General features: G+C 70.4%; 22 protein-coding genes and 1 pseudogene. 20 read left to right on the forward strand and 3 right to left on the reverse strand.

The window, feature by feature from the left end; all coding sequences use genetic code 11:
• Position 1: 1 nt before the first annotated feature.
• The gene (gene thiD / locus ACSQ4M_RS34630; RefSeq protein ID WP_436193870.1) at positions 2-931 is read right to left on the reverse strand and encodes a bifunctional hydroxymethylpyrimidine kinase/phosphomethylpyrimidine kinase; all 930 of its coding nucleotides are present in this window, start codon (positions 929-931) and stop codon (positions 2-4) included.
• A 141-nt stretch (positions 932-1,072) separates the two neighbouring features.
• Here thiD and ACSQ4M_RS34635 point away from each other — a divergent pair, with 141 nt between their 5' ends.
• The 5 genes and pseudogenes from ACSQ4M_RS34635 (at position 1,073) to ACSQ4M_RS34655 (ending at position 7,489) form a co-directional block, all read left to right on the forward strand.
• The gene (locus tag ACSQ4M_RS34635) at positions 1,073-1,225 is read left to right on the forward strand and encodes a rubredoxin (RefSeq protein ID WP_436194122.1); all 153 of its coding nucleotides are present in this window, start codon (positions 1,073-1,075) and stop codon (positions 1,223-1,225) included.
• 25 nt (positions 1,226-1,250) lie between these two features.
• On the forward strand, positions 1,251-1,640 hold the full coding sequence (locus ACSQ4M_RS34640; RefSeq protein WP_436193871.1) for a response regulator: 390 nt from the start codon (positions 1,251-1,253) through the stop codon (positions 1,638-1,640).
• Positions 1,637-2,134: a chemotaxis protein CheW gene (locus tag ACSQ4M_RS34645; protein ID WP_436193872.1), complete on the forward strand. Its 498-nt coding sequence runs from the start codon at positions 1,637-1,639 to the stop codon at positions 2,132-2,134. The genes ACSQ4M_RS34640 and ACSQ4M_RS34645 overlap by 4 nt, the downstream gene beginning before the upstream one ends.
• Before the next feature lie 16 nt (positions 2,135-2,150).
• Positions 2,151-2,513: pseudogene (locus tag ACSQ4M_RS34650) on the forward strand (methyl-accepting chemotaxis protein); the annotation flags it as partial.
• 44 nt (positions 2,514-2,557) lie between these two features.
• On the forward strand, positions 2,558-7,489 hold the full coding sequence (locus ACSQ4M_RS34655; RefSeq protein WP_436193873.1) for an Hpt domain-containing protein: 4,932 nt from the start codon (positions 2,558-2,560) through the stop codon (positions 7,487-7,489).
• Here ACSQ4M_RS34655 and ACSQ4M_RS34660 read toward each other — a convergent pair.
• Positions 7,465-8,514 carry a substrate-binding domain-containing protein gene (locus ACSQ4M_RS34660; protein WP_436193874.1) on the reverse strand — a complete coding sequence of 350 codons (1,050 nt, stop codon included), beginning with the start codon at positions 8,512-8,514 and terminating at the stop codon, positions 7,465-7,467. The genes ACSQ4M_RS34655 and ACSQ4M_RS34660 overlap by 25 nt on opposite strands.
• Before the next feature lie 303 nt (positions 8,515-8,817).
• Between ACSQ4M_RS34660 and ACSQ4M_RS34665 the strand changes: the two genes are divergently transcribed.
• From ACSQ4M_RS34665 to ACSQ4M_RS34705, 9 genes are all read left to right on the forward strand, one after another.
• The gene (locus ACSQ4M_RS34665; RefSeq protein ID WP_436193875.1) at positions 8,818-10,083 is read left to right on the forward strand and encodes an ABC transporter substrate-binding protein; all 1,266 of its coding nucleotides are present in this window, start codon (positions 8,818-8,820) and stop codon (positions 10,081-10,083) included.
• Positions 10,084-10,211: 128 nt separating this feature from the next.
• Positions 10,212-11,150 (forward strand): carbohydrate ABC transporter permease, encoded by a 939-nt coding sequence (locus ACSQ4M_RS34670; protein ID WP_436193876.1) that lies wholly within the window; start codon positions 10,212-10,214, stop codon positions 11,148-11,150.
• Between the two features lie 10 nt (positions 11,151-11,160).
• Positions 11,161-12,006 carry a carbohydrate ABC transporter permease gene (locus ACSQ4M_RS34675; RefSeq protein WP_436193877.1) on the forward strand — a complete coding sequence of 282 codons (846 nt, stop codon included), beginning with the start codon at positions 11,161-11,163 and terminating at the stop codon, positions 12,004-12,006.
• Positions 12,007-12,010: 4 nt separating this feature from the next.
• Positions 12,011-13,660, forward strand: a complete 1,650-nt coding sequence (locus ACSQ4M_RS34680; RefSeq protein ID WP_436193878.1) for an alpha-glucosidase family protein — start codon at positions 12,011-12,013, stop codon at positions 13,658-13,660.
• A 14-nt stretch (positions 13,661-13,674) separates the two neighbouring features.
• Positions 13,675-14,865 carry an ABC transporter ATP-binding protein gene (locus ACSQ4M_RS34685; protein ID WP_436193879.1) on the forward strand — a complete coding sequence of 397 codons (1,191 nt, stop codon included), beginning with the start codon at positions 13,675-13,677 and terminating at the stop codon, positions 14,863-14,865.
• Between the two features lie 57 nt (positions 14,866-14,922).
• Positions 14,923-17,322, forward strand: coding sequence for a glycoside hydrolase family 65 protein (locus ACSQ4M_RS34690; protein WP_436193880.1), 2,400 nt, complete (start codon positions 14,923-14,925; stop codon positions 17,320-17,322).
• Positions 17,323-17,326: 4 nt separating this feature from the next.
• Positions 17,327-17,995, forward strand: coding sequence for a beta-phosphoglucomutase (gene pgmB, locus ACSQ4M_RS34695; protein WP_436193881.1), 669 nt, complete (start codon positions 17,327-17,329; stop codon positions 17,993-17,995).
• 92 nt (positions 17,996-18,087) lie between these two features.
• The gene (locus tag ACSQ4M_RS34700) at positions 18,088-19,341 is read left to right on the forward strand and encodes a carbohydrate porin (protein WP_436193882.1); all 1,254 of its coding nucleotides are present in this window, start codon (positions 18,088-18,090) and stop codon (positions 19,339-19,341) included.
• 153 nt (positions 19,342-19,494) lie between these two features.
• Positions 19,495-19,833, forward strand: a complete 339-nt coding sequence (locus ACSQ4M_RS34705) for a PRC-barrel domain-containing protein (protein WP_082551071.1) — start codon at positions 19,495-19,497, stop codon at positions 19,831-19,833.
• 3 nt (positions 19,834-19,836) lie between these two features.
• On the opposite strand, the gene ACSQ4M_RS34710 is transcribed toward ACSQ4M_RS34705, so the two are convergent.
• Positions 19,837-21,330, reverse strand: a complete 1,494-nt coding sequence (locus tag ACSQ4M_RS34710) for a cryptochrome/photolyase family protein (RefSeq protein ID WP_436193883.1) — start codon at positions 21,328-21,330, stop codon at positions 19,837-19,839.
• A 41-nt stretch (positions 21,331-21,371) separates the two neighbouring features.
• On the opposite strand from ACSQ4M_RS34710, the gene ACSQ4M_RS34715 reads away from it, so the two are divergent.
• Genes ACSQ4M_RS34715 through ACSQ4M_RS34740 form a run of 6 tightly spaced genes read left to right on the forward strand, consistent with a single transcriptional unit; the run spans position 21,372 to position 25,886 of the window.
• Positions 21,372-21,971: a YqgE/AlgH family protein gene (locus ACSQ4M_RS34715; RefSeq protein ID WP_436193884.1), complete on the forward strand. Its 600-nt coding sequence runs from the start codon at positions 21,372-21,374 to the stop codon at positions 21,969-21,971.
• Positions 21,938-22,390 carry a Holliday junction resolvase RuvX gene (gene ruvX / locus ACSQ4M_RS34720; RefSeq protein WP_436193885.1) on the forward strand — a complete coding sequence of 151 codons (453 nt, stop codon included), beginning with the start codon at positions 21,938-21,940 and terminating at the stop codon, positions 22,388-22,390. The genes ACSQ4M_RS34715 and ruvX overlap by 34 nt, the downstream gene beginning before the upstream one ends.
• Entirely contained in the window at positions 22,387-22,884 is a 498-nt protein-coding gene (gene pyrR, locus ACSQ4M_RS34725; RefSeq protein ID WP_436193886.1) for a bifunctional pyr operon transcriptional regulator/uracil phosphoribosyltransferase PyrR, read from the forward strand. Before ruvX ends, pyrR begins: the two co-directional genes overlap by 4 nt.
• A 2-nt stretch (positions 22,885-22,886) precedes the next feature.
• Positions 22,887-23,849 carry an aspartate carbamoyltransferase catalytic subunit gene (locus ACSQ4M_RS34730; RefSeq protein WP_436193887.1) on the forward strand — a complete coding sequence of 321 codons (963 nt, stop codon included), beginning with the start codon at positions 22,887-22,889 and terminating at the stop codon, positions 23,847-23,849.
• Complete coding sequence (locus tag ACSQ4M_RS34735; RefSeq protein ID WP_436193888.1) at positions 23,846-25,141, forward strand: dihydroorotase; 1,296 nt, start codon at positions 23,846-23,848, stop codon at positions 25,139-25,141. Before ACSQ4M_RS34730 ends, ACSQ4M_RS34735 begins: the two co-directional genes overlap by 4 nt.
• A gap of 4 nt (positions 25,142-25,145) precedes the next feature.
• Complete coding sequence (locus tag ACSQ4M_RS34740; RefSeq protein ID WP_436193889.1) at positions 25,146-25,886, forward strand: lysophospholipid acyltransferase family protein; 741 nt, start codon at positions 25,146-25,148, stop codon at positions 25,884-25,886.
• The last annotated feature ends 5 nt before the right edge of the window (positions 25,887-25,891 follow it).

Genomic DNA, 25,891 nt, shown 5'->3' on the forward strand with positions numbered 1-25,891 from the left:
GTCAGTGGCGCACGGCGCCTGCGTCGTTGTCGGTCTCGGGCGGCTCTTCGCCCTGCGCCTCTTCCTCGCCCTCTTCGGGCTGGGCCCAGAACATGCGGTCGGGCAGCACATGGCCCATGCCGGGGCGGAAGCCGCCATCCAGGCTCTGGTCCAGGTAGGTCAGCGCCTCCACCACGGCCTCGTTGAGTTCGGAGCCGCTGGCCAGCAACGCGGCCAGGGCCGCCGCCAGCGTGTCGCCGGCCCCCGTGAACTGGGCCTCGAAGAGTTCGAAGCGCGCATTCGCGAGCACGGTCTGCGGCGTCGCCAGCACGTTGTCCACGTGCTGGTCGGGCAACAGGATGCCGGTCACCAGCGTGTAGGGCGCGCCCTTGTCGGCCACCGCCTTGGCGATGTCGCGTGGCGAGGGGCTGCGCTGGCTGCTCCAGTCCGGCAGCAGCCAGCGCCACAGTGTGCTGTGGTTGCCCACCAGCACCGTGGTCTGCGGCAGCATCAGTTCCTGGAACGCGTCCAGGTAGGCGTCGATCTGGTCCTCGTCCCACCACGACAGGTTGGGCATGTAGGCGACCACCGGCAGGTCGGCGTAGTCGGCCGTGAGCTCGGCGATGGCCGAGAGGTTCTCGGGGCTGCCGACGAAGCCGACCTTGATGACCTGCACCGCCATGTCCTCGAGCACGGCGCGGGCCTGCTCCGTCACGGCCTCCTCGTCGAAGGCGTAGTGTTCGAAGATCTCAGCGCTGTCGCGCGCGTAGCTGCCCGTCACCACCGGCAGCGCGTGCGCGCCCACCGATGCGATGGCCACGGCATCGGCGGACAGACCACCCGCTCCGCTGGGGTCGTTGGCGTTGAAGACCAGCACGCAGGCCGGCCCGGCGTCCTCGTCCGTGTCGGACAGCTCGGGCTCGGAACCAGGGGATGCGGCGGAGTCGGTCATGCGGATAGGCGGTCTTGGAAGGGGGTGGAGCGGCGTGCGCTGGAGCCTTTGCCACCGGGCATTGCGCCCGGGACGCCTCTATACAATCGCCGGCATTCTATTGGAACGCCCCCGAACACTGTGACCGACCCTAAAACCTGGATGTGCCTGATCTGCGGCTGGATTTACGACGAAGCGGTCGGCGCGCCGGACGATGGCATTGCGCCCGGCACCCTGTGGGCCGATGTCCCGATGAACTGGACCTGCCCCGAGTGCGGCGCGCGCAAGGAAGACTTCGAGATGGTCCAGATCTGAGCGCCAGCCCAGACACCAAAACACCATGACGGCCACCACCCCCAGCCTGCGCGTGATGGTGGTCGATGACAGCGCCACCATCCGCCGCAGCGCCGAAATCTTCCTCAAGCAGGGCGGCCACGAAGTCCTGCTGGCCGAAGACGGCTTCGACGCGCTGGCCAAGGTCAACGACCACGCGCCGCAGCTGGTCTTGTGCGACATCCTGATGCCCAAGCTCGATGGCTACCAGACCTGCGCCATCATCAAGCGCAACGCGCGCTTCGCGGACATCCCGGTGGTCATGCTCTCGTCCAAGGACAGCGTGTTCGACAAGGCACGCGGCCGCATGGTCGGCGCGCTCGACCACCTGACCAAGCCCTTCACCAAGGACCAGCTGCTGCAAGCCGTGCTGCAGTACGGGCGCGCAGGCGCGTGACCCCACCCGACACCGGCAGCGCGATGGCTGCGCACGACACCGCCTCTGCCCTGCCGCCCGCGCACTGGCTGGCCGTGCAGGCCGGCGGCCAGCGCTGCCTCGTGCCGCTGGCCCAGGCCGGCGAGATCTTTCCGTGGACCGCAGTGCAGCCCACGCCCTACACGCGGCCCTGGTTCCTGGGCGTGGCCAACCTGCGCGGCGAGCTCTGCGGCGTGGTCGACCTGGGGCTGTTCCTGCACAGCGGTCCAGAGGCCGCGGCGCCCGAGCCCAAGCTGCTGGGCTTTCACCCCGCCATCGGCCTGAACTGCGCCCTGCGCGTCGACCGGCTGCTGGGCCTGCGCACGGCCGAGGACTTTGTGCCCGCGGCGGCCGATGCCCCGCGCGCGCAGCCCTGGCTCGGCCCGCTGCACACCGATGCCGACGGCCTGGCCTGGCAAGCCCTGGACCTGCAGGCGCTGGCACGGGCGCCTGCCTTCCTGGCCATCGATGCCTGAGCACGCTGCCGCCGGCCTGCACAGCGCCGTCGGCGCCATGAACACGCTGCGCGTGCAGATCCAGGACGCGGCCAAGCGCATCAAGCGCCTGGGCGAATCGGCCCAGCAGATGGGCGAACTCGCGGCCCTGGCCGCCGACCTGGCCGAGCAGGCCCAGGTGTTGGCGCTGAATGCCGCCATCCAGGCCGCGCCGGCCAACGCGTCCGGCCAGGGCCTGGCGACGGTGGCCGGCGAGGCACAGCGCCTGGCGGTGTGCTCGGCCGACGCCGCCAGGCTGGTCGCCGGGCTCGTGCAGGCCCTGCAGTCCGACACGCACGATGCGGCGGCCTCCATGGAGCGCGCCACCCAGGGCGTGGTGGCCGGTGCGCGACTGCTCGACCGCCTGGCCGCGCCCTCCCCCGTGCCCAGCCCGACAGAACCGACGTGAACGAAACCAACGCCCCGCCGCCCCCGGCCCACGACCTCGGCCCCATGGCCTGGGTGCTCGACGAACTGCGCCGCACGCTGGACGCCGCCGCCAAATGCCTGCACCGCTACCGGCGCGAGGCCGATGCCGCAGCCAGCGACTTCCACGTGCCCGGCCTGCAGCACCTGCTCCAGGCCGGGCAGCTGCTGCACCAGTGCGCGGGCGCGCTGCACCTGGTCGGGCAGCCGGCCTGCGCGGCGCTGGCCGACGCCATGCAAGCCGCCGTCCAGCGCTTCGCCGAACAGCGCACGCCCTGCACCGACGAAGCCATCGCGCAGGTCGAGCAGGCCGGCCTGGCCATCACCGAATACCTGCAGGCCCTGCTGTCGGGCAAGCCCGTGGCACCGGTCGAACTGTTTCCGCAGTACCGCGAAGTGCAGGCCCTGGCCGGCGCCGAGCGCAGCCGCCCGGTCGACCTGTGGACCCCGCCGATGGCCGACGCCGCGCCGCCCGCGCAGTTGCCGGCCGGGATCCAGGCGCTGCAGCCCGATCCCGCACTGCGCAGCCGCCTGGACCAGGCCGTGCTCAAGGTCGTGAAGACCGCCGACCCGGCCGCCGCGCTGGCGCTGCACGACCTGGCCCTGGGCCTGGCCGCCGGCAGCGGAGCGCCGGCACGGCGCAGCTTCTGGCAACTGGCGGCCGCCTACTTCCAGGCCCTGGCGCTGGGCCTGGTGCCAGCCGACCTGTACACCAAGCGCATCGCCTCGGGGGTGCTGACGCAGTACGCCGCGCTGGCGCGCGGCGAGGCCGAGCCCGCCACCGCGCTGCTGCAGGAACTGCGGTTCTACTGCGCCGGCGCGGTGCCGCCGGCCGACACCCACCAGGCCGGCACGCTGGCCGCCGTGCGCGCCGCCCACGGCTTCGGTGCCGCCGGCACGGCCGACTACGCACAACGCCGCTTCGCCCGCTTCCATCCGGCTCCGCTCGCGCAGGCCCGCAAGCGCATCGCGGCGGCCAGCGAGACCTGGGCGGCCGTGGCCGGCGGCGACGCCCACCAGCTGCGCGCCGCGCACGAACAACTGCTGCCACTGGCCGATGCGCTGGCCCGGCTGCACGACGACAGCGCCCCGCTCGCGCAGGCCCTGCTGCAGGCCGTCGAAGCCGCCTGGCGCGTGGGCGGCACGCCGCCCGTGCCGCCCTCGCCCGCGCTGGCGCTCGAAGTGGCGACGGCGCTGCTGTACCTGGACACCGCCTACGCCGACCTGGACCGCAGCGGCGCCGAGCTGCGTGCGCGCGCAGCCCAGCTGGCCGAACGGCTCGCGCTGGTGCAGCAGGGGCAGGTGCCCGAGCCCATGGACGGCTGGATGGAGGCGCTCTACCACGGCGTCAGCGAACGCCAGACCATGGGCAGCGTGGTGGCCGAACTGGGCCGCCTGCTTGCCGAGATCGAACAGGCGCTGGACCAGTTCTTCCGCGCGCCACGCGAGAAGGGCGTGCTCGGCAAGGTCGTCGCCCAGCTCACGCAACTGCGCGGCGTGCTCTCGGTGCTGGACCTGGAGCAGGCCGCCCATGCCGTGCTGCGCATGCGCGAGACCGTGGACGGCTACATGGCCGACCAGGTGGACGACGCGGCCCTGCGCCATACCAGCTTCGAGCGCCTGGGCAGCAGCCTGGGTGCGCTGGGCTTCCTGGTCGGCATGCTGGGCTACCAGCGCCACCTGGCGCAGCAGCTGTTCGTCTACGACGAGGAGCAGGGTCTGTTCCGCCTGCGTGTGGGCCGGGCTGCGGACGGTGCCGAGCCGGCGCCGGAGCCCCCGTCCGACGCGGACGGCGAAGCGCCGGCCGACCCGGACGCCCGGGCCGACCTGCTGCAGATCTTCACCGACGAGGCGCAGGCTGTCGTCCAGGACGGCCAGGCCGCCGTGCTGGCGCTGCAGGCCGCGCCCGGCGAACGCGCGCCACTGGAGCAGCTGCGCCGCGCCTTCCACACGCTCAAGGGCAGCGCCCGCATGGTGCAGCAGGACGGTTTTGCTGCGGCGGCCTGGTCCTTCGAGGACGCACTGAACGCCCTGCTGGACGCACGGGGTCCGGCCGATGCCGCGCTGCTGCAGGCCACGCAGCAGGCCTTGCAGGAGCTGGCCGGCTGGATCGCCGACATCGCGGCCGGGCGCGATGGCGCGCACCGCCTGCCTGCCTTGCAGGAAGCCGCGACCGCCTTGCGCCAGCCACCGGTCGCCGAAGCGCCGCCCGCCCCCGTCGAGGCAGCCGCAGCGCCGGCCGCCGACCACGCGGACGGCGGCGACGACGAGCACTTCCGCCAGGTCGGCCCGCTGCGCATCGCGCTGCCGCTCTACAACGCCTTCCTCAACGACGCCGACGAGTGGTCGCGCCAGCTGCAGACCGAGCTCGGCGAATGGGCACTGCAGCAGCCGCTGCCGCCTGCGGCCAGCAGCAGCGCACTGGCCCGCGCGCTGGCCGAGAGCGCGGCCAGCGTGGGCTTCGACGCGCTGGCCCAGCTGGCCGACCTGCTGGTCCGGGCACTGGACGGCGATCCCCTCCGCGCCACCCAGCCCGTGCTGGACGCCGCCGAGGAGATCCGGCGCCTGCTGCACCAGTTCGCGGCCGGCTTCCTCAAGCCCGCGCGCGACGGTGTCGTGCTGGCACTGCAGGCCTTGCTGCAGGCCGCGCCGGACGGCGCCGCGTTCGAGGACGAGACCGACAGCCAGGACGCCATCGACGCCGACCTGTTCCCCGTCTTCGAGGACGAGGCCGCCGAACTGCTGCCGCAGCTGGCCGCGGCGCTGCGCCAATGGCAGAGCGCGCAGTCCACACCGGCAGATGGCTCGGCGCGCCAGGCCGTGCTGCGCGCCCTGCACACGCTCAAGGGCAGCGCGCGGCTGGCCGGCGCGTTGCGGCTGGGCACGCTCGCGCACCGGCTGGAGAGCGCGGCCGAGCAGGTGCCCGACGACGCGCAGCCAGCGCAGATCGACCCGCTGCTGGCCCATGCCGACCGGCTGCAGCAGGCGTTCGACCAGCTGCGCCCCCCGGCCACGGGCCTGGCCGCACGGCTGGACGAGGCCGCGGTGGTGCATGCCCCCCGTCCTGTTTCCGGCCAATCGGTGCGCGTGCGCGCGCAGCTGCTGGACAAGCTCGTCAGCGGCGCTGGCGAGGTGCTCATCACGCGCGCGCGCATGGAAGCGCGCCTGGGCGAACTCGGTGGCGCGCTCGGCGCGTTCGACAGCCGGCTCGGCCACCTGGGCCAGCAGCTGCGCGAATTGCAGACACAGACTGAATCGCAGATCCAGGCCAGGCTGGCGCAGGCCGGCGACGGCGTGGACGCCTTCGACCCGCTGGAGCTCGACCGCTTCACGCGCACGCAGGAGCTCGCGCGCGGCATGGCCGAGGCCGTGGCCGAGCTGGCCACCGCGCAACGCCAGCTGCAGCGCGGCCTGCAGGGCACGCAGGACGACCTCGCCGCCCAGGGCCGGCAGGCCCGCGCGCTGCAGCGTGAGCTGCTGCGCACACGCATGGTCCCGTTCGAGGCGATGGCCGAACGGCTGTACGGCGCCGTGCGCCAGAGTGCCAAGGAGGCCGGCCGCACGGTGCGGCTGGACCTCGCCAGTGGCGGCATCGAACTGGACCGCGGCGTGCTCGACCGCCTGGCGCCGGTGTTCGAGCACCTGCTGCGCAACGCCGTCACGCACGGCATCGAGGACGCCGCAGAACGCAGCGCGGCCGGCAAGCCGGCCAGCGGCGCCATCGCGGTCAACGTGGCGCACGGGGCCAACGACATCGCCTTCACCATCACCGACGATGGCCGCGGCCTGGACCTGCCGCGCATCCAGGCCCGGGCCGCCACGCTGGGCCTGCTGGCGAACGACGCGCCACTCACCCCCGATGAGGCCGCCGCGCTGGTGTTCCTGCCCGGCTTCACGACCGCCACCACGGTCACGCCCATGGCCGGCCGCGGCATCGGCATGGACGTGGTGCGCACCGAGGTCCACGCGCTGGGCGGCCGCATCGAGACGTCCAGCACGCCCGGCCAGGGCACGCAGTTCAAGCTCGTGCTGCCGCTGACCACGGCCGCCACCCAGGTGGTGCTGGTGCGCGTGGGCCAGCAGACCTTCGGCATTCCGACGCACCTGGTCGAGGCCGTGCGCCGGCTGGCGCCGGCCGAACTGGCGCAGTGCTATGCGCGCGAGCAATGGGTCGAGGACGGCGAGCCGCTGGCCTTCTACTGGGCTGGCGCGCTGCTGCAATGCGCGGTCGCGCAACCGGTCGCGCGCGAGCGCCATGCCAGTGTGTTGCTGCTGCACAGCGCGCAGCAACGCCTGGCCCTGCACGTGGACGAGGTGCTGGGCCACCAGGAGGTGGTGGTCAAGAGCCTGGGGCCGCAGCTGGAGCGTCTGCCTGGCCTGGCCGGCATGTCGGTGCTGCCCTCGGGGGCGGTGCTGCTGCTCTACAACCCGGTGGCGCTGGCCGCCGTCTACGGCGTGATGGCACGCCAGGCCCAGCGCGAACAGGCGCTGCGCAACGGCGATGGCAGCCCGGCCGCCGACCCGACGGTCGCGCCGGCCCCACTGGTGCTGGTGGTGGACGATTCCGTGACGGTGCGCCTGGTGACGCAGCGCCTGCTGCACCGGGCGGGCTACCGCGTGGCCTTGGCCGCCGATGGCCTGCAGGCACTCGAACAGCTGCAGACCGAGCGGCCGGTGCTGGTGGTGACCGACATCGAGATGCCGCAGATGGATGGCTACGCGCTGACCCAGGCCATCCGCGCCAACGCGGCGCTGGCCGACCTGCCCATCGCCGTGATCAGCTCACGCATGGCCGACAGGCACCGCGACCATGCACTCGCGCTTGGCGTGGACCACTACCTGGGCAAGCCCTATGCCGAAGAGGAACTGCTGAGCCTGGTGCGGCGCTATGCCGCTGCGGCACCACCCTGAGTGCGGGCGCGCGGCGGCAACGGCCCGTCGCTGTCGCCGGGCACCAGCGCCGGCGCATGCAGCTGCTGCAGCCGTTCAGGCGGCGTTCCGCCCAGCCGTGCCAGCGTGAGTTCGGCCAGCAACTGGCCTGTACGCTCCGGCTCCGGTTGCTCCACCGCGGTGATCGCACTGCGGATGACCGAATCCATGCCCAGCCCGTCGTAGACCACGATGGACAGGTCCTGCCCGAGCCGCAGGCCCGCCTGCAGCGCGGCATGCACGGCACCGACGCCGGCGAGGTGGTTGTCGACCAGCACCGCACTGGGGGGCCTGGCCAGGGCCAGCAGCTGCTGCATCGCGGCATAGCCGGAACGCCGGTCCAGGGCCTGGCGCAGCACCAGCGTCGGCGCGACGCGCTGGCCATCCCGGGCCAGCTCTTCGCCGAACCCGGCGAAGCGCAGCGCCGCAAAGTTGTACTCGGCCGGCGCGCCGAGGTAGGCGATGCGCCGGTGCCCCAGCGCCAGCAAGCGGCGGGTCGCCAGCCGCGCGCCCAGCGCGTTGTCGAAATCCAGCCAGGCGTAGGGGGCCACCAGGCCGGCACTGCGCCCATAGGCTACGAACGGCACGCCCTGCTCCTGTAGCAGTTCCAGACGCAGGTCGTGCACGCGCGTGCGCGGCACCACGAAGGCGCCGATGCGGCGTCCGCGGATGGCCCGGCGGTAAGCCGCCACCTCGTCCCCAGCGGTGGTCGAGACGATCAGCAGGTCCAGGCCGGCCTCGGCCAGCCGCGCACTCAGGGCCGCCGCGACCGCAAGGAACAGTGCGTCGCCGAGATCGCCGGGCGTGATCGGAAACACCAGGCCCACCGCATCGCTGCGCCCCAGGGCCAGGCCGCGTGCGCGCAGGTCGGGCTCGTAACGCAGCCGTTGTGCCGCCGCGAGCACGGCGTCGCGCGTGCCGCGCGCCACTTCGGGATAGCCGTTCAGCGCGCGGCTCACGGTGGTGAGGGACAAGCCCAGTTCGCTGGCGATCTGCTTGAGGCTCACGGGGCAGCCCCCGCCTGCGCCCGGGCGCGGAGCACAGGTGCTGCAGTGCATGGTTGGCGGATCGGCATGCGCGCGAGGTTAGCCGATCGACACCCTAGCCGACGAATCGCACGCAGACAAAAGGCAAAGAAACCACGCCGATGCAGTGAATGCAAAAACCTCATTCATCCATGCCATCCATCGATAACACACTGGTTACGAGGGAAAACCATTGCATTCCTTCAAAGCGCTTTGAACACAATTCATGCCATATCAACGAACGCATTGCGTTCGTGAACAAAATCACAACGAGGAGAACAAAGCGTGAAAACAAGCACAAGAATCTGTCTTGCCGCCGCCATGGGCTTTGCCCTGACCGGCGCCCAGGCCGGGGTCACCATCACCGTGTCCTGCGGCACCGTCGGCCAGGACTTCGAGTTTTGCAAGAAGGCCACCGACGAGTGGAGCAAGAAGACCGGCAACACGGTCAAGCACCTGACCATTCCGCAGTCCACCTCGGACATCCTGGGCCTGTTCCGCCAGATGTTCGCGGCCAAGTCCAGCGACGTGGACGTGATCTCGGTCGACGTGGTCTGGCCCAGCTCCATCAAGGCCCACCTGCTCGACCTGACCCCTTATGCCAAGGGCGCCGAGAAGAACCACTTCCCGGCCATCGTCGCCAACAACACCGTGGACGGCCAGCTGCTGGCCATGCCCTGGTTCACCGATGCCGGGGTGCTGTACTACCGCAAGGACCTGCTCGAGAAGTACGGCGAGAAGCCCCCCACCACCTGGGACGAGCTGACGGCCACGGCCAAGAAGGTCATGGACGGCGAACGAAAGGCCGGCAATGCCGACATGCAGGGCTACGTGTTCCAGGGCAAGGCCTACGAGGGCCTGAGCTGCAACGCGCTGGAATGGGTGGCCAGTTACGGCGGCGGCACCATCGTAGATGCCAAGGGCGAGATCACCATCAACAACCCGCAGGCCGCCAAGGCGCTGACGACCGCGGCGGGCTGGATCGGCACCATCGCGCCCACCGGCGTGCTGAACTACGGCGAGGAAGACGCACGCGGCGTGTTCCAGAAGGGCAACTCGGTCTTCATGCGCAACTGGCCTTACGCCTGGTCGCTGAGCCAGGGCGCGGACAGCCCGGTCAAGGGCAAGGTCGGCGTGGTCAACCTGCCCAAGGGTGGCGACGGCAAGCCGGCGGCCACGCTGGGCGGCTGGCAGCTGTCGGTGGTCAAGTACTCCAAGAACCAGGCCGTCGCTGCCGACCTGGTCATGTACCTGACCAGCCCCGAAGTGCAGAAGGACCGCGCCATCAAGGGCTCCTACAACCCCACCATCCCGGCGCTCTACAAGGATGCCGAGGTCATCGCGGCCAACCCCTTCTTCGGCACGCTGTACGACACCTTCGTCAACGCCATCCCGCGTCCGGCCACCGCCACCGGCGCCAAGTACAACGAGGTCTCGTCCGCGTTCTGGAACGCCTCGCACAGCGTGCTGTCCGGCAGCGCCAAGGCCGACGAGGCACTGGCCAAGCTCGACGGCCGCATCAAGTCCATCCGCCGCGGCCCCAAGTGGTGAGTTGCGCCTGAGAGCGTCGGCGGCAGCCAGCCGCCGCGCCTGAGCGCGTCCGCGCGTCCCATGCCTGCCGGCACTGCCCGGCGGGCGGGACGTGTGCCCTCGTCCCCTCCTCCCAAGCAGGTTCCTTCATGAGCAGCCCGACTTCCGCGCTGACGCGCGAGCGCACGCGCAGCGCCTGGATCTTTCTCGCGCCCACCCTCATCGTTCTGCTGCTGGTGGCCGGCTGGCCGCTGGGGCGCACGATCTGGTTCAGCTTCACCGATGCCAGCCTGGACACCATCGGCAGCTCCAGCTACCAGTGGGTGGGCCTGACCAACTACTTCGGTGAGTACGGCGTCTTCAACTTCAGCGCCGCCGAAGGCTTCTGGCACACGGACTGGGGCCGCGCGATCATCAACACCTTCCGCTTCGCCACCGTGTCGGTGGTGCTGGAGACGGTGCTGGGCGTGGTGTTCGCACTGGTGCTCAACGCCAACTTCAAGGGCCGCGCCCTCGTGCGCGCGGCCGTGCTGGTGCCCTGGGCCATCCCGACCATCGTGTCGGCCAAGATGTGGGCCTGGATCATGCACGACCAGTTCGGCGTGCTGAACGCCATGCTCAAGAGCTGGGGCGTGATCGACGCCAACATCGCCTGGACCGCCGACCCGGCCTACGCGCTGTGGTCCGTGGTGCTGGTGGACGTGTGGAAGACCACGCCCTTCATGACGCTGCTGACGCTGGCCGCGCTGCAGATGCTGCCGCGCGACTGCTACGAGGCCGCCCACGTGGACGGCATCCACCCGGTCAAGGTGTTCTTCAAGGTCACGCTGCCGCTGATCTGGCCGGCGCTGATGGTGGCCGTGATCTTCCGCCTGCTCGATGCGCTGCGCGTGTTCGACATCATCTACGTGATGACGTCCAACAGCGTGGACACGATCAGCATGTCCGGCTTCGTGCGCCGCGAGATCGTGGACAACAACTACGTGGGCTACGGCTCGGCCGCCTCCACCGTGCTATTCCTGATCATCGGCGCCTGCACGCTGCTGTATCTCAAGATCTCCCGCGTCGACCTCGGCGGCAAGAAGTGAGGGCCGCGCCATGAACCTCTCCACCCAACGCCTGCTCGGCAACATCGGCCTGTACGCCCTGGTCGCCGTCATCTGCCTGTTCTGCCTGTTCCCGTTCTACTTCGCGATCGTCACCTCGCTCAAGCAGGGTACCGAGCTGTTCAGCACCTCGCTATGGCCCGACGCGCCCACGCTGAAGAACTACGTCAGCCTGTTCACGGTGCCCGAGCAGCCCTTCGGCCGGCACATCCTCAACTCGCTCGGCGTGTCCTTCCTGGTGGTCGTGGCCTCGCTGCTGCTGGGCGTGACCGCCTCCTACGCGCTGGGCCGCATCCAGTTCAAGGGCCGCGGCCTCTTGCTGCTGACGGTGCTGGCCGTGTCCATGTTCCCGCAGGTGGCGGTGCTGTCGGGCATGTTCGAGCTGATGCAGGCCATCGGCTTCTACAACCACTGGTGGGGCCTGACCCTGCCCTACATGATCTTCACGCTGCCCTTCACGGTCTGGGTGCTGACCACCTTCGTGCGCGACCTGCCCAAGGAGCTCGAAGAGGCCGCCATCATGGACGGCTGCACGCCCTGGGGCATCATCACCAAGGTGTTCCTGCCTGTCATGTGGCCGGCGCTGGTGACCACGGGCCTCTTGGCCTTCATCGCGGCCTGGAACGAGTTCCTGTTCGCGCTGACCTTCGTGCTGTCCAACGCCGACCGCACGGTGCCCGTGTCGATCTCGCTGATCAGCGGCGCCGACAAGTACGAGATCCCCTGGGGCAAGATCATGGCGGCCTCGGTGCTGGTCACCTTGCCGCTGATCGCACTCGTGCTGATCTTCCAGCGCAAGATCGTCGGCGGCCTGACCTCCGGCGCGGTGAAGGGCTGAGGCCATGGGCGCACCTTCCCCGCACGACTGGTGGCGCGGCGGCGTGATCTACCAGGTCTACCCGCGCAGCTTCGCCGACAGCAACGGCGACGGCATCGGCGACCTGCCCGGTGTCACCGCCCGGCTCGAGCACATCGCCCGCCTGGGCGCCGACGCGGTCTGGCTGTCGCCCTTCTTCACGAGCCCGCAGAAGGACTTCGGCTACGACGTGAGCGACTACCGCGGCGTCGACCCCATGTTCGGCACCCTGGCCGACTTCGACGCCCTGGTGGCATGCGCGCATGCACTCGGCCTGAAGGTCATGATCGACCAGGTGCTCTCGCACACCTCGGACCAGCACGCCTGGTTCGCCGAGAGCCGCGCCAGCCGCGACAACCCCAAGGCCGACTGGTACGTCTGGGCCGACGCGAAGCACGACGGCACGCCGCCCAACAACTGGCTCAGCGTGTTCGGCGGCAGCGCCTGGCAGTGGGACACGCGGCGCTGCCAGTACTACCTGCACAACTTCCTGACCAGCCAGCCCGACCTGAACGTGCTCAACCCCGTGGTGCAGGACGCGCTGCTGGCCGAGATGCGCTTCTGGCTGGACCGCGGCGTGGACGGCTACCGGCTGGACGCCATCAACTTCTGCTGCCACGACGCGCAGCTGCGCGACAACCCCGGCCGCGGTGCGCCCGCGCACGTCGACCCCACCGCGCCGGCCGCCAACCCCTATTCGTGGCAGATCCACGAGTTCGACAAGAGCCGGCCCGAGGCACTGGACTTCCTGCGTCGCCTGCGCACGCTCGTCGACGAATACCCGGGCGCGGCCATGGTCGGCGAGATCGGCGACGAGCGCGGCCTGGCACTGATGGCGGCCTACACGGGCGGCGGCGACAAGCTGCACATGGCCTACTGCTTCGACCTGCTGGGCCCGCAGTACGACGCTGGCTACCTGCATGCCCTGCTGGCGCAGTCGCTGGACACGCTGGGCGACGGCTGGCCGTGCTGGGCCATCTCCAACCACGACTGCGTGCGCGTGGCCACGCGCTGGGGCGGCACGCAGCCCGACCCGGCCCTGCTGCGCCAGGCCGCCGCGCTGTTGCTCACGCTGCGGGGTAGCGCATGCATCTACCAGGGCGAGGAACTGGGCCTGCCCGAGGCCGACATCGCGCTCAAAGACCTGCAGGATCCCTACGGCATCACCATGTGGCCCGAGTTCAAGGGCCGCGACGGCTGCCGCACGCCGATGGCCTGGCAGGCCGACGCGCCCGACCTGGGTTTCGGCAGCGGCGCTGCGCGCCCCTGGCTGCCGCTGGACGGGGCTCACCGCACATTGGCCGCCGACCGCCAGTGGGCCGACGACGGCGCCCTGCTGCACCACTATCGCCGCCTGCTGCAATGGCGCCGCACGCAACCGGCGCTGCGCCAGGGCGCGATGGTGCTGCTGCCGCGCCAGGGCCAGGTGCTGGCCTTCGAGCGCGCGCACGCCGGCCAGCGCCTGCTGTGTGTGTTCAACCTCGGCACGCAGAGCGCCCGCTATGCCCTGCCGGACGGTGGCTGGACGCCGGACGCGGACGCACCCGCGCAGCCGCCCGGCCTGCGCAGCGGCCAGGACGCGCTGCTGCTGGCGCCCCACGGCACCGCCTTTCTCACCTTGCCCCCCCAGATCTGACAGGAGAAGAACCCATGTCCGCCATCAGCTTCCGCGGCGTCCACAAGCGCTACGACGGCGCCGCCGCCGACACCATCCGCAACGTCAACCTGGAGATCAAGGACGGCGAATTCGTGGTCTTCGTCGGCCCCTCCGGCTGCGGCAAGTCGACCCTGCTGCGCATGGTCGCCGGCCTGGAGGACATCTCCAGCGGCGACCTGGCCATCAAGGGCCAGCGCATGAACGAGACCCCGCCCTCGCGCCGCGGCGTGGCCATGGTGTTCCAGAGCTACGCGCTGTACCCGCACATGACGGTCTACGAGAACATGGCCTTCGGCCTGAAGCAGCTGCGTACCGAGAACACCACCGTCGACCAGCGCGTGCGCAAGGCCTCCAAGATCCTGCAGCTGGACCCGCTGCTGCAGCGCCTGCCCAAGGAGCTGTCCGGCGGGCAGCGCCAGCGCGTGGCCATCGGCCGTGCCATCGTGCGCGAACCCGACGTGTTCCTGTTCGACGAACCGCTGTCCAACCTGGATGCCTCGCTGCGCGTGCAGACCCGGCTGGAGATCGCCAAGCTGCACAAGGACATCGGCACGGCCAGCATGATCTACGTGACGCACGACCAGGTCGAGGCCATGACGCTGGCCGACAAGATCGTGCTGCTCAACGCCGGCGAGCCGGTGCAGCGCGACGGCAGCGTGGCCCAGTTCGGCGCGCCGCTGGCGCTCTACCACCACCCGGTCAACAAGTTCGTGGCCGGCTTCATCGGCAGCCCGAAGATGAACTTCGTGGCCGCCAAGCTGCGCAGCGCCGATGCGCGCCACGCCGTCGCCATGGTCGGCCCGGTGGCCTGCCAGGTCGAGGCCGATGCCACGCGCCTGAAGGCCGACAGCGACATCACGCTGGGCGTGCGGCCGGAGCACGTGCAGATCGCCGAGAAGGAGGGCGGCGCCAATGTGGTGACCGGCCTGATCGCCTTCCTGGAGCAGCTGGGCGAGGCCAGCTACGTCTATGTGCGCCTGGCCGGCGGCGAACTCGTCACGGTGCGCCAGAGCGGCCACTGCGCACGCGACATCGGCAGCCCCATCGCGCTGCACTTTCCACCGCAGCACTGCCACCTGTTCGACGGCGACGACGTGGCCCTCCAGCGCACCGTCGACCCGCTGATCCTGAGTGGCCAGCCGGTCGTCGCCGGCGTGTCGATCACGCGCACCGCCGCGCACTGAGACCGCGCTGCCGTCCATCCTGCCGCGGCGCCGCGCGCCGCATCCCGACTCCTCTCCATGACCAGATCATCTTCCGCCGCGCTCGGCGTGGCCCCCTGGTGCCTGCGCGAAACCCGGTTCGATCCCGAACTCGCCGGCCTGCACGAAACCCTGTTCTGCCTGGGCAATGGCCGCATCGGCCTGCGCGGGGCCCATGAGGAAGGCCGCGCCTGGCCGGGCACCGAGCAGGATGCGACCTACCTCAATGGCTTCCACGACGTGGCCGACATCGCCTACGCCGAAAACGCCTACGGCCTGGCCCGGCTGCACCAGTTCATCGTCGCCGTGCCCAATGGCAAGGCCGTGGCCTGGCAGATCGACGGCGAGCCCTTCGACCCGGCCAGCGGCTGCATCGAGGACTATGCGCGCGACTTCGACCTGCGCAGCGGCGTGCTGACGCGCCGCTTCGTCTGGATCTCGCCACGCGGGCGGCGCGTGTCCGTGCACAGCACCCGGCTGGTCAGCCTGGAGCGCGACGCGGTCTGCGCGCTGCGCTACGAACTGCAGGTTCTCGACGGCCCGGCCCACATCGCCGTCGAGTCCTTCATCGACGCCCGGGCGCAGGACATGGAGGCCAGCGACGACCCGCGCGCCGGCTCGGCGCACGCGGCCAAGTCGCTCGTCGAAGTCTCGGCCGAGCGGCGCGGCCCGCAGGTGCTGCTGGTGCACCGCACCAAGCGCAGCGAGATGCAGGTGGCCAGCGCCCTGCACAGCCTGGCCTGGCATGCCGGCGAGGGGGTCCTCGCGCCGCAGGACGCCGGCACCGCCGCTTGCCTGGGCCACCGCTTCGAAGCCGAGCTGCGGCAGCACGACACGCTGCGGCTGGACAAGGTCTTCGGCCTCATGGGGTCGCAGCACGCGCCGGCCGAAGACCTGCCCGATCTGCTGGCCCGCGCCGTCGAGCAGGCGGTGGAGGCCGGCTTCGAGCAGCTGTGCGCGGAGCAAGCGGCCTACCTCGCGCGCTACTGGCAGGACGCGGACATCGTGATCGAGGGCGACGACGCGCTGCAGCAGGGCATGCGCTTCAACCAGCTGCACCTGCTGCAATCGGTCGGCCGCGACGGCCGCACCAACATCGCCGCCAAAGGCGTCACCGGCAGCGGCTACGACGGCCACTACTTCTGGGACACGGAGATCTACGTGCTCCCGATGCTGCTGCACACGCAGCCGCAGATCGCCCGCCGCCTGCTCGAGTTCCGTTACCACACGCTGGACGCCGCCCGCGCCCGCGCACGCGAGATGGCGCACGCCCAGGGCGCGCTGTTCCCCTGGCGCACCATCAGCGGGCCGGAGTGCTCCTCGTACTTCCCGGCGGGTACGGCGCAGTACCACATCAATGCCGACATCGCCTTCGCGGTGAAGCGCTACTGGGACGTCACCGGCGATGACGCCTTCATGCTGGACCACGGTGCCGAACTGGTCTTCGAGACCGCCCGCATCTGGATGGGCCTGGGCCATTTCCAGCACGGCCGCTTCGAGGACGGCAGCGCGCGCCGCTACTGCATCCACACCGTGACCGGCCCGGACGAATACACGGCGCTGGTGGACAACAACTTCTACACCAACGCCATGGCCCAGATGCACCTGGGCCTGGCCGCCGAGCTGGTGCAGTGGCTCGCGCAGCAGCACGCCGGCCAACTGCTGCAGCTGCAGCTGCGCATCGGCCTGGACCTGCGCGAGGCCGAGACCTGGCAGGAGGCGGCGCGCCACATGTATTTGCCTTACGACGAGCGGCTGGGCGTGCACCCGCAGGACGACGGCTTCCTGGCCAAGCCGCGCTGGGGCTTCGATGGCGACAGCCCCAAGCGCCCCTTGCTGCTGCACTACCACCCGCTGGTGATCTACCGCCACCAGATCTGCAAGCAGGCCGACGTGCTGCTGGCCCTGCTGCTGCTGGGCGAGCAGTTCAGCCTGGACGACAAGCGGCGCGACTTCGAATACTACGAAGCCATCACCACGCACGACTCCTCGCTGTCGCGCTGCATCTTCGGGATCATCGCTTCGGAGGTCGGCTACGCCGAGAAGGCCTACGCCTACTTTGCCGACGGTGTGCGCACCGACCTGGACGACCACCACCGCAACACGCGCCACGGCGTGCACACGGCGGCCATGGCCGGCGCCTGGCTGGGGGTAGTGGCCGGCTTCGCCGGGCTGCGCATGCGCCGACGCATGCCCTGCTTCTCGCCCACGCTGCCGGCCGGCTGGCGCCGCTACAGCTTCAAGCTGCGGGTGGCCGGCGCCCAGCTGGAACTGGACATCGGCCCCGAGGGCTGCACCTACCGGCTGCTGGCCGGCGACTGGCTGGCGTTCCGGCACGGCGGGCAGACCGTGGTGCTGGGCGGCGACCGGCGCGAGACCACGCTGGCCCTGCCCAGCGCCACCCGCCCGCCCGCCACGGCGCGGGCTGCCTTCCACTGACCTCTTGCCTGCCACCACCGTGACCCGCCACTTCTCGCACGCCTTCATCTTCGACCTGGACGGCGTTCTCACCGACACCGCCCGCCAGCACCTGGCCGCCTGGGGCGCCCTCGCGCGCATGCTGCAGTTGCCCTTCGACGCGGCCATGGAAGACCGCCTGCGCGGCCTCTCGCGCATGGACTCGCTGGAGCTCGTGCTGGGCTCCGCCGCCGGCCGCTTCAGCGCGGAGCGAAAACAGGCGCTGGCCGAGCACAAGAACGCCGCCTATGTCGACGCCATCGCCGGGCTGACCCCGGCCGACCTGTTGCCGGGCGCGCTGGCCGCATTGCAGGCCGTGCGCAGCGGCGGCTGGGGGCTGGCCCTGGCTTCGGCCAGCCGCAATGCCCCCACGGTGCTGGCGCGCCTGGGGGTCGCCCAGCTGTTCGACCATGTCGTCGACCCCGCCAGCGTCGCCTGCGGCAAGCCCGCGCCGGACATCTTCCTGGCGGCGGCGCAGGCCCTGAACGTCGCGCCCGTGCACTGCGTGGGCATCGAGGACGCTCCGGCCGGGGTCCAGGCCATCCGTGCCGCGGGGATGTTCGCCGTGGGCATCGGCGATCCACAGGTGCTGCACGGCGCCGATCTGGTGCTGCCCGACCTGCTCGGCCTGCAGCCCGGCAGCTGCCTGCACTGAAGAGGCCGAACCCCGATCCACCGTTTTCCAGGCCCGCCGGCCCTGGCGCGCAAGCCGGCAACTTCCACAACCACAGACCCGAGGAGAACCGCATGAAACCCCACCTTCCGAGCCGGCTCGCTGCCGCCATCGCCGCGCTGCTGCTGGGCAGCCAGCCGGTGCTGGCGCAGGACCAGGCCGCCGACCCCACCCGCGACTTCGTCAAGAAGGTCAATGACGCGACCGGACTGGAGTTCTGGGGCTATGCCCGCAGCGGGTTCTACAGCGGGCACAAGGACCAGGGCCGCCTGCGCGGCAACTACTCGCTGGGCGGCGACCTGCAGAAGTACCGCCTGGGCAACGAGGGCGACCACTACATCGAGTTCGGCATCGGCAAGCGCTTCGACCTGGGCGAGGGCATGAAGTGGGGCGTGTTCTACCAGCCCAAGATCTACAACGGCGAAAGCGGCACGGCCCAGGCCTATGCCACCATGACCGGCATCTTCGACAACAGCGCCACGCTGTGGGCCGGCCAGCGCTTCCACCGCATCCAGGACGTGCACATCGTCGACAACTGGGTCATGGAGGACGGCGACAACTACGGCGCCGGCATCGACGACATCCCGCTGTTCGGCGTGGGCACCTTGAACGTGGCGCTGCACACCTCCGACGCGTTCGACAACAAGGCGGGCAACCCGAACAACGCCACGCGCGCCAACCTGCAGTGGCGCAAGATCCCGACCAACCCCGGCGGCACGCTGACGCTGACGGCCGCGCTGGTGTCCGGCGACTTCGCCCAGGGCAGCGACGGCGGCGCCGTGGGCCTGCTGCACAACCAGAAGGATTTCCTGCTCAAGGGGCTCAACAACTCCCTGTTCCTGCAGGCGTCCACCGGCCACGCCTCGATCAACGGCAAGTTCTACGGGCTGGACCGGGACGGTGCCGCCCAGATGGGGGCCAAGCAGCGCCGCGTCATCGATGTGGTGGACTTCCAGATCGGCAAGCTCGGCGGCCAGGCCATGGTGGGCTACCAGACGCTGAGCCCGGACACCGGCGCCGACGTCAAGGACTTCTCGCTCGGCGGCCGCGTCAGCTACGGCATCGCCAAGCGCACCAAGCTGCTGGCCGAGATCGCCACCACGCGGCGCAGCGTGGACGGAGAGGCCGCACGCCGGCTGAACAAGGGCACGGTGGCCGTGGCCTTCGCACCCAACACCGATTTCTGGACCCGGCCCGAGTTCCGCATCTACGCCACGCGCGCAAACTGGAACGAGGCCGCTGCGCTAGCCGCTGCCGAGAGCTACGGCCTGGGTGGCCGGCGCAACGGCAACACCTTCGGCGTGCAGATGGAAGTCTGGTGGGAATGAGGTGAGATGGGCGGCCACGGACCGGTCTGCGGCCACCAACCCACCGTCCAGCCTACGCAGGGCGTGGGCCGGCACCGACAGGCGCGCCGGCCTGCGCGTGCGACAACCACGGACATCGGGGCCGCCGGCCTCCCACCCCGCAAGGAGAACCCCATGTCCAGTCCCACCATCACCTCCGACAAGGTCGAAGGCACGACCGTCTACGACGCCAAGGGCGGCAAGCTCGGCAGCATCGACAACCTGGTCATCGACAAGCGTTCGGGCCTGGTGCGCTATGCCGCACTGGAGTTCGGCGGCTTCCTGGGCATTGGCACCGACCGCTACCCCATCCCCTGGCCCATGCTGAAGTACGACACGGCGCTGGATGGCTACGTCGTGCCGCTCGATGCCAACACGCTGGACAACGCCCCGCGCTACGCCCGCGAGGAGCGGCCCGACTACAGCGACGACTACGGCCGCCGCGTGTACGAGCACTACGGCGTGACCTGGTGATCTTCAGCGCCGCCTGGCCGGCGGCTTCTTGCCGGCCAGCGGCTTCTTGACCACGGCATAGCGCGCCAGCGTGCGCTCGCGCGCCTCCGCATGGTCGACCACGGGACGCGGGTAGTCGCGCCCCAGTTCCACGCCCGCTGCCGCCAGCTCGATCGCGCCGGCCTTCCAGGGCGCGTGCAGCAGAGGTGACGGCAGCTGCTCCAGCTGCGGCAGATACTTCCTGATGAACTTGCCTTCCGCATCGAAACGCTCGCTCTGCGCGATCGGATTGAAGATGCGGAAGTACGGCTGTGCATCGCAGCCCGTGGAGGCCGCCCACTGCCAGCCGCCGTTGTTGGCCGACAGGTCGAAGTCGTTGAGTTTCTCGGCGAAGTAGGCCTCGCCCCAGCGCCAGTCCAGCCCCAGGTGCTTGGTCAGGAAACTGGCCGTGACCATGCGCAGCCGGTTGTGCATGTAGCCGCTCTGGTTGATCTGGGCCATCGCGGCATCCACCAGCGGGTAGCCCGTGCGGCCCTCGCACCAGGCCGCGAACAGCGCTTCGGCATGCTTGCCGCGCTCCCACTTGATGGCGTCGTACTCGGGTTTGAAGGCCGATTCCGCTGCGTGCGGGAAATGGGCCAGGATCTGCATGTAGAAGTCACGCCAGATCAGCTCGGACAGCCACACGGCCGGCCCCTGCATGCCCTGCACCGCCAGCTGCTGCGCGCTGGAGGCCAGCTGGCGGATGGACACCGTGCCGAAGCGCAGGTGGACGCCAAGATAGCTCGGCCCCTTCACCGCCGGGTAGTCGCGCGCCAGGTGGTACTGGTCCATGCGGTCGAAGAACTCCTCGAACAGTTGCTGGCCACCGCTGGCGCCCAGCGGGATCTTGAGTTCCGCCAGGTTCGTGGGCTCGAAGCCGATGTCCGACAGGCAGGGGATGGGCCGGCACTCGCCCTCGGGCCGCGGCGCCAGCGCCTCGGCATGGCGCGCCACGGGATAGGACGACAGGTAGAACGCGTCCACCTTCTTGAGCCACGCCGTCTTGTAGGGCGTGAACACGGTGTACGGGGTGCCGGCCTGGGTCACCACCTCGCCGCGCTCGAAGATCGCCTGGTCCTTGCTGGTCAGCAGCGCCGCGCCCATGCCGGCCAGCGTGCCGCGCACCTGGGCGTCGCGCGCCATGGCGGGCGGCTCGTCGTCGTGGTTGGCGAACACGGCCTGGGCGTGCAGGGCGTGGGCCAGCTCGGGAATCTGCTGGCGTGCCGAGCCCAGGCGCCAGATCAGGCCGGCATCCGGCACCAGCCGGCGCAGCGCGGCGTCGAGTTCTTCCAGCGCCGCCAGGATGAACTCCACGCGCCGATCGGCCCTGGGCAGCGCGTCCAGGATGTCGGTGTCCAGGATGAACACGCAGTGCAGCTGGCGGCAGGCGCGCAGCGCGTGGTAGAGCGCCGCGTTGTCAAAAGCGCGCAAGTCGCGCCTGAACCACATCAATCCAGTGGCGTACTTCTTTTCCATGCGGCAAATCCGGAACGGGGGCGTCGCTAAAATCGCGGGTTATGAGCTCAGATTCTGCGCCGATGAACCTCACGCATCATTTCCTGATCGCGATGCCGGGTTTGGAAGACGAAAACTTCGCGCGCAGTGTCGTTTACCTGTGCGAACACAGCGAACGCGGCGCGCTGGGCCTGGTCATCAACAAGCCCAGCGACATCAATCTGAAGAAGCTGTTCGACAAGGTCGACCTGCCGCTGCGCCGCGACGACCTGACCGACAGCCCGGTGTTCCAGGGCGGTCCGGTGCAGACCGAACGCGGCTTCGTGCTGCACGAGCCCATCATGGCGGCCCCGCCGCACGACAGCGAGAGCATCTACGCCTCCACCATGACCATCCCGGGTGGGCTGGAGATGACCACCTCCAAGGACGTGCTGGAGGCCCTGTCCACCGGCGCCGGCCCCAGGAAGGTGCTGGTCTCGCTGGGCTACTCGGCCTGGGGCGAGGGCCAGCTGGAATCCGAGCTGGCCGAGAACAGCTGGCTGACCGTGGAAGCCGATGCGGCGGTGATCTTCGACACGCCGATCGAACAGCGCTACGACCGCGCCCTGCTGCTGCTGGGCCTGCAGTCTTGGATGCTGTCGCCGGATGCGGGGCACGCGTGAGTCCAGCGCCAGCCACGTCCGACGCCGTTCCCGCGCATTTCCAATCCTTTCTGGCCTTCGACTACGGTACCAAGCGCACCGGGGTCGCGGTCGGCAACCGCTTCACGCGCACGGCCACGCCCCAGGGCACGATCCGCGCCGAGGGCGATGCGCGCTTCGCCCAGATCGATGCCCGCGTGCGCGAATGGCAGCCCGACGCGCTGGTCGTCGGCGTGCCCTTCCACCCCGACGGCGCGGCCCACGAGAACACGGCGCGCGCGCTGCGCTTCGCGCGCCAGCTGCGCGGGCGCTGCAAGCTGCCTGTTTACGAGGTGGACGAGCGCTACACCACCACCGAAGCCCACAGCCTGGGCGCGCGCGACGCCGATGCGGCCGCCGCCTGCATCATCCTCGAGCAATTCCTGAGAAACCTGCCATGAGTACCCTGACCCTCGACGCCGAGGCCTTGTACGCCGAGCTGCTGCGCGGCGTGCGGCCGCTGTGCACGGCCGATACCCAACTCGTCGGCATCGCCTCCGGCGGCGCCTGGCTGGCCGAGCGCCTGCAGGCCGATCTGCAGCGCGCCGGCAAGCCCGGCGTGATCTCGTCGGCCATGCACCGCGACGACTACGGCCAGCGCGGCATGGTGGCCGGCGCCAGCGCCACCGCCCTCACCTTCGACGTGACGGGCGCCCACATCGTGCTGCTGGACGACGTGCTCTACACCGGCCGCACCATCCGCGCCGCGCTCAACGAACTGTTCGACTACGGCCGCCCCGCCAGCGTGCGCCTGGCCGTGCTGGTGGACCGCGGCGGGCGCGAGCTGCCGATCCAGGCCGACTTCGCCGCCGCGCGCGTGGCGCTGCCGGCCGGGCAGTCGCTGGCCCTGGCGCGCAAGGACAACGGCCGCTTCAGCTTCGAGATCAAAGGCTGACCATGCTGGCCAGACGCAACCCCCAACTCAACAAGAACGGCGAGCTGATCCACCTGCTCTCCATCGAAGGCCTGCCCCGGGAAATCCTCACGCAGATCCTGGACACCGCAGCCAACTTCGTCAGCGTGGGCGACCGCGAGGTCAAGAAGGTGCCGCTCTTGCGCGGCAAGAGCGTGTTCAACCTGTTCTTCGAGAACAGCACGCGCACGCGCACCACCTTCGAGATCGCGGCCAAGCGGCTGTCGGCCGACGTGATCAACCTGGACATCGCGCGCTCCTCGGCCGCCAAGGGCGAGTCGCTGCTGGACACCATCGCCAACCTCTCGGCCATGGCGGCCGACCTGTTCGTGGTGCGGCACAGCGAATCGGGCGCGCCCTACCTGATCGCCCAGCATGTGGCGCCGCATGTGCATGTCATCAACGCCGGCGATGGCCGGCACGCGCACCCCACGCAGGGGCTGCTCGACATGTACACCATCCGCCACTACAAGAAGGACTTCAGCAACCTGACGGTGGCCATCGTCGGCGACGTGCTGCACTCGCGCGTGGCGCGCTCGGACATCCATGGCCTGACCACGCTGGGCTGTGCCGAGGTGCGCGTGGTCGGCCCCAAGACCCTGGTGCCCGGCGACATGGCCCAGATGGGCGTGCGCGTGTGCCACACGCTGGAGGAAGGCATCAAGGGCTGCGACGTGGTCATCATGCTGCGCCTGCAGAACGAACGCATGAGCGGCGCGCTGCTGCCCTCCAGCCAGGAGTACTTCAAGAGCTTCGGCCTCACGCCCGAGAAGCTGGCGCTGGCCAAGCCCGACGCCATCGTCATGCACCCGGGCCCGATCAACCGCGGCGTGGAGATCGATTCGGCCGTGGTCGACGGCAAGCAGGCCGTGATCCTGCCGCAGGTCACCTTCGGCATCGCCGTGCGCATGGCGGTGATGGGCATCGTTGCGGGAAATGAAGCATGAAGACGCTGATCCAGAACGGCCGCGTGGTCGACCCGGCCTCGGGCCGCGACACCACCGCCGACATCGCCATCGCCTCGGGCCGCATCGTGTCCATCGGCAACGTGTCGCCCGAGTTCAAGCCCAACCGCACGCTGGATGCCAGCGGCCTGGTGGTCATGCCGGGCCTGGTGGATTTGTCCATGCGGCTGCGCGAACCCGGCCACGAGCACGAGGGCATGCTGGAAAGCGAGATGGCCGCGGCTGTGGCAGGCGGCGTGACCAGCCTGGTCTGCCCACCCGACACCGACCCCGTGCTCGACGAGCCCGGCCTGGTGGAGATGCTCAAGTTCCGCGCCGAAAAGCTGCACCAGGCGCGCGTGTTCCCGCAGGGCGCACTCACGCGCGGCCTGGCCGGCGAGGTGCTCACCGAGATGGTCGAGCTGACCGAGGCCGGCTGCATCGGCTTCGGCCAGGCCGAGGTGCCGCTGGCCAACACCCAGGTGCTGCAGCGCGCGCTGCAGTACGCAGCGACCTTCGGCTTCACCGTGTTCCTGCGCCCGCAGGACCGCGACCTGGGCAAGGGCGTGGCCGCCAGCGGCCCGCTGGCCACCCGCATGGGCCTGTCGGGCGTGCCCGTGATCGCCGAGACCATCGCGCTGCTGACCATCTTCGAACTCATGAAGGTGACCGGCGCGCGCGTGCACCTGTCGCGCATCTCCAGCGCGGCGGGCGTCGAGCTGGTGCGCCAGGCGCGCGCCGCGGGCCAGCCCGTCAGCTGCGACGTGAGCATCAACTCGCTGCACCTGACCGACCAGGACATCGGCTACTTCGACAGCCGCGCGCGCGTGAACCCGCCGCTGCGCCAGCAGCGCGACCGCGATGCGCTGCGCGCCGCACTGGCGGACGGCACGGTGCAGGCCCTGGTGTCGGACCACACGCCGGTGGACGCCGACGCCAAGACCCTGCCCTTCGCCGAGGCCGAACCCGGCGCCACGGGCGTGGAGCTGCTGCTGAGCCTGGCCCTGAAATGGGCCGACGAGCAGGGCGTGCCGCTGCCGCAGGCGCTGGCCACGGTCACGAGCCAGCCGGCCGCCTTGCTGGGCGGCGCGCTCGGCACGCTGCAGGCCAGCCTGGGCCAGCTGGTCGAAGGCGGTGTAGCCGACATCTGTGTGTTCGACCCGGCCGCGCGCTGGGTGGTGACCGATGAGGCGCTGCAGAGCCAGGGCAAACACACGGCGTTCACGGGCTACGAGCTGCCGGGCCGCGTGCGCTTCACACTGGTCGGCGGCCACCTGGCCCACGACGCGGCCTGAGCCCATGCGCCATGTGCGCGCGCTGTGGCGCTCGCTCCGCCTGATCGGCCATGCGGCATCGGGCCTGTGGACCATCCGCACGCGCTTCGCCGGCTGGAGCCAGGACCAGCGCGAGCAGGCCGTGCAGGCCTGGGCCGCGCGCCTGCTGGCGCTGACCGGCATCCGGCTGCAGACCAGCGGCGCGCCGCTGGCCGCCGGCCCGGTGCTGCTGGTGGCCAACCACATCTCCTGGCTGGACATCGTGGTCATGCACGCGGCGGGCTACTGCCGCTTCGTCTCCAAGGCCGACGTGGCGCACTGGCCGCTGATCGGCAGCCTGGCGACGGGCGCGGGCACGCTCTACATCGAACGCGCCTCGCGCCGCGACGCCATGCGCGTGGTGCACCACATGCGCGACCGGCTCGCGGCCGGCGATGTGGTGGCCATCTTCCCCGAGGGCACGACCGGCGACGGGCGTGCGTTGCTGCCGTTCCACGCGAATCTGGTGCAGGCGGCGATCAGCGCGGACGCGCCCGTGCAGCCGCTGGCGCTGCGCTTCGCGGACGGCACGGGGGCGACCAGCTTCGCGCCGAGCTTCGTCGGCGACGAGACGCTGGTCGGCTCGGTCTGGCGCACGCTGGCCGCCGAGGGTCTCGTGGCCCAGGTGCGCTATGGGGCGCCGCAGCACCATGCAGGCCGCGACCGGCGCGCCTGGGCGCAGGCGCTGCACGCCGAGGTCGAGCGGCTGTACCGCCAGACCTTCTGAACCTG

It is taken from the genome of Pseudorhodoferax sp. LjRoot39, from assembly GCF_964253035.1.
Lineage (GTDB): Bacteria > Pseudomonadota > Gammaproteobacteria > Burkholderiales > Burkholderiaceae_C > Pseudorhodoferax.

Bases quoted from the DNA above. Each gene is read 5' to 3' on its own strand.
- thiD (WP_436193870.1), bottom strand. From the start codon at position 931: ATGACCGACTCCGCCGCATCCCCTGGTTCCGAGCCCGAGCTGTCCGAC.
- ACSQ4M_RS34635 (WP_436194122.1), top strand. From the start codon at position 1,073: ATGTGCCTGATCTGCGGCTGGATTTACGACGAAGCGGTCGGCGCGCCG.
- ACSQ4M_RS34640 (WP_436193871.1), top strand. From the start codon at position 1,251: ATGACGGCCACCACCCCCAGCCTGCGCGTGATGGTGGTCGATGACAGC.
- ACSQ4M_RS34670 (WP_436193876.1), top strand. From the start codon at position 10,212: ATGAGCAGCCCGACTTCCGCGCTGACGCGCGAGCGCACGCGCAGCGCC.
- ACSQ4M_RS34675 (WP_436193877.1), top strand. From the start codon at position 11,161: ATGAACCTCTCCACCCAACGCCTGCTCGGCAACATCGGCCTGTACGCC.
- ACSQ4M_RS34680 (WP_436193878.1), top strand. From the start codon at position 12,011: ATGGGCGCACCTTCCCCGCACGACTGGTGGCGCGGCGGCGTGATCTAC.
- ACSQ4M_RS34685 (WP_436193879.1), top strand. From the start codon at position 13,675: ATGTCCGCCATCAGCTTCCGCGGCGTCCACAAGCGCTACGACGGCGCC.
- ACSQ4M_RS34690 (WP_436193880.1), top strand. From the start codon at position 14,923: ATGACCAGATCATCTTCCGCCGCGCTCGGCGTGGCCCCCTGGTGCCTG.
- ACSQ4M_RS34700 (WP_436193882.1), top strand. From the start codon at position 18,088: ATGAAACCCCACCTTCCGAGCCGGCTCGCTGCCGCCATCGCCGCGCTG.
- ACSQ4M_RS34705 (WP_082551071.1), top strand. From the start codon at position 19,495: ATGTCCAGTCCCACCATCACCTCCGACAAGGTCGAAGGCACGACCGTC.
- ACSQ4M_RS34710 (WP_436193883.1), bottom strand. From the start codon at position 21,330: ATGGAAAAGAAGTACGCCACTGGATTGATGTGGTTCAGGCGCGACTTG.
- ACSQ4M_RS34715 (WP_436193884.1), top strand. From the start codon at position 21,372: ATGAGCTCAGATTCTGCGCCGATGAACCTCACGCATCATTTCCTGATC.
- pyrR (WP_436193886.1), top strand. From the start codon at position 22,387: ATGAGTACCCTGACCCTCGACGCCGAGGCCTTGTACGCCGAGCTGCTG.
- ACSQ4M_RS34730 (WP_436193887.1), top strand. From the start codon at position 22,887: ATGCTGGCCAGACGCAACCCCCAACTCAACAAGAACGGCGAGCTGATC.
- ACSQ4M_RS34735 (WP_436193888.1), top strand. From the start codon at position 23,846: ATGAAGACGCTGATCCAGAACGGCCGCGTGGTCGACCCGGCCTCGGGC.
- ACSQ4M_RS34740 (WP_436193889.1), top strand. From the start codon at position 25,146: ATGCGCCATGTGCGCGCGCTGTGGCGCTCGCTCCGCCTGATCGGCCAT.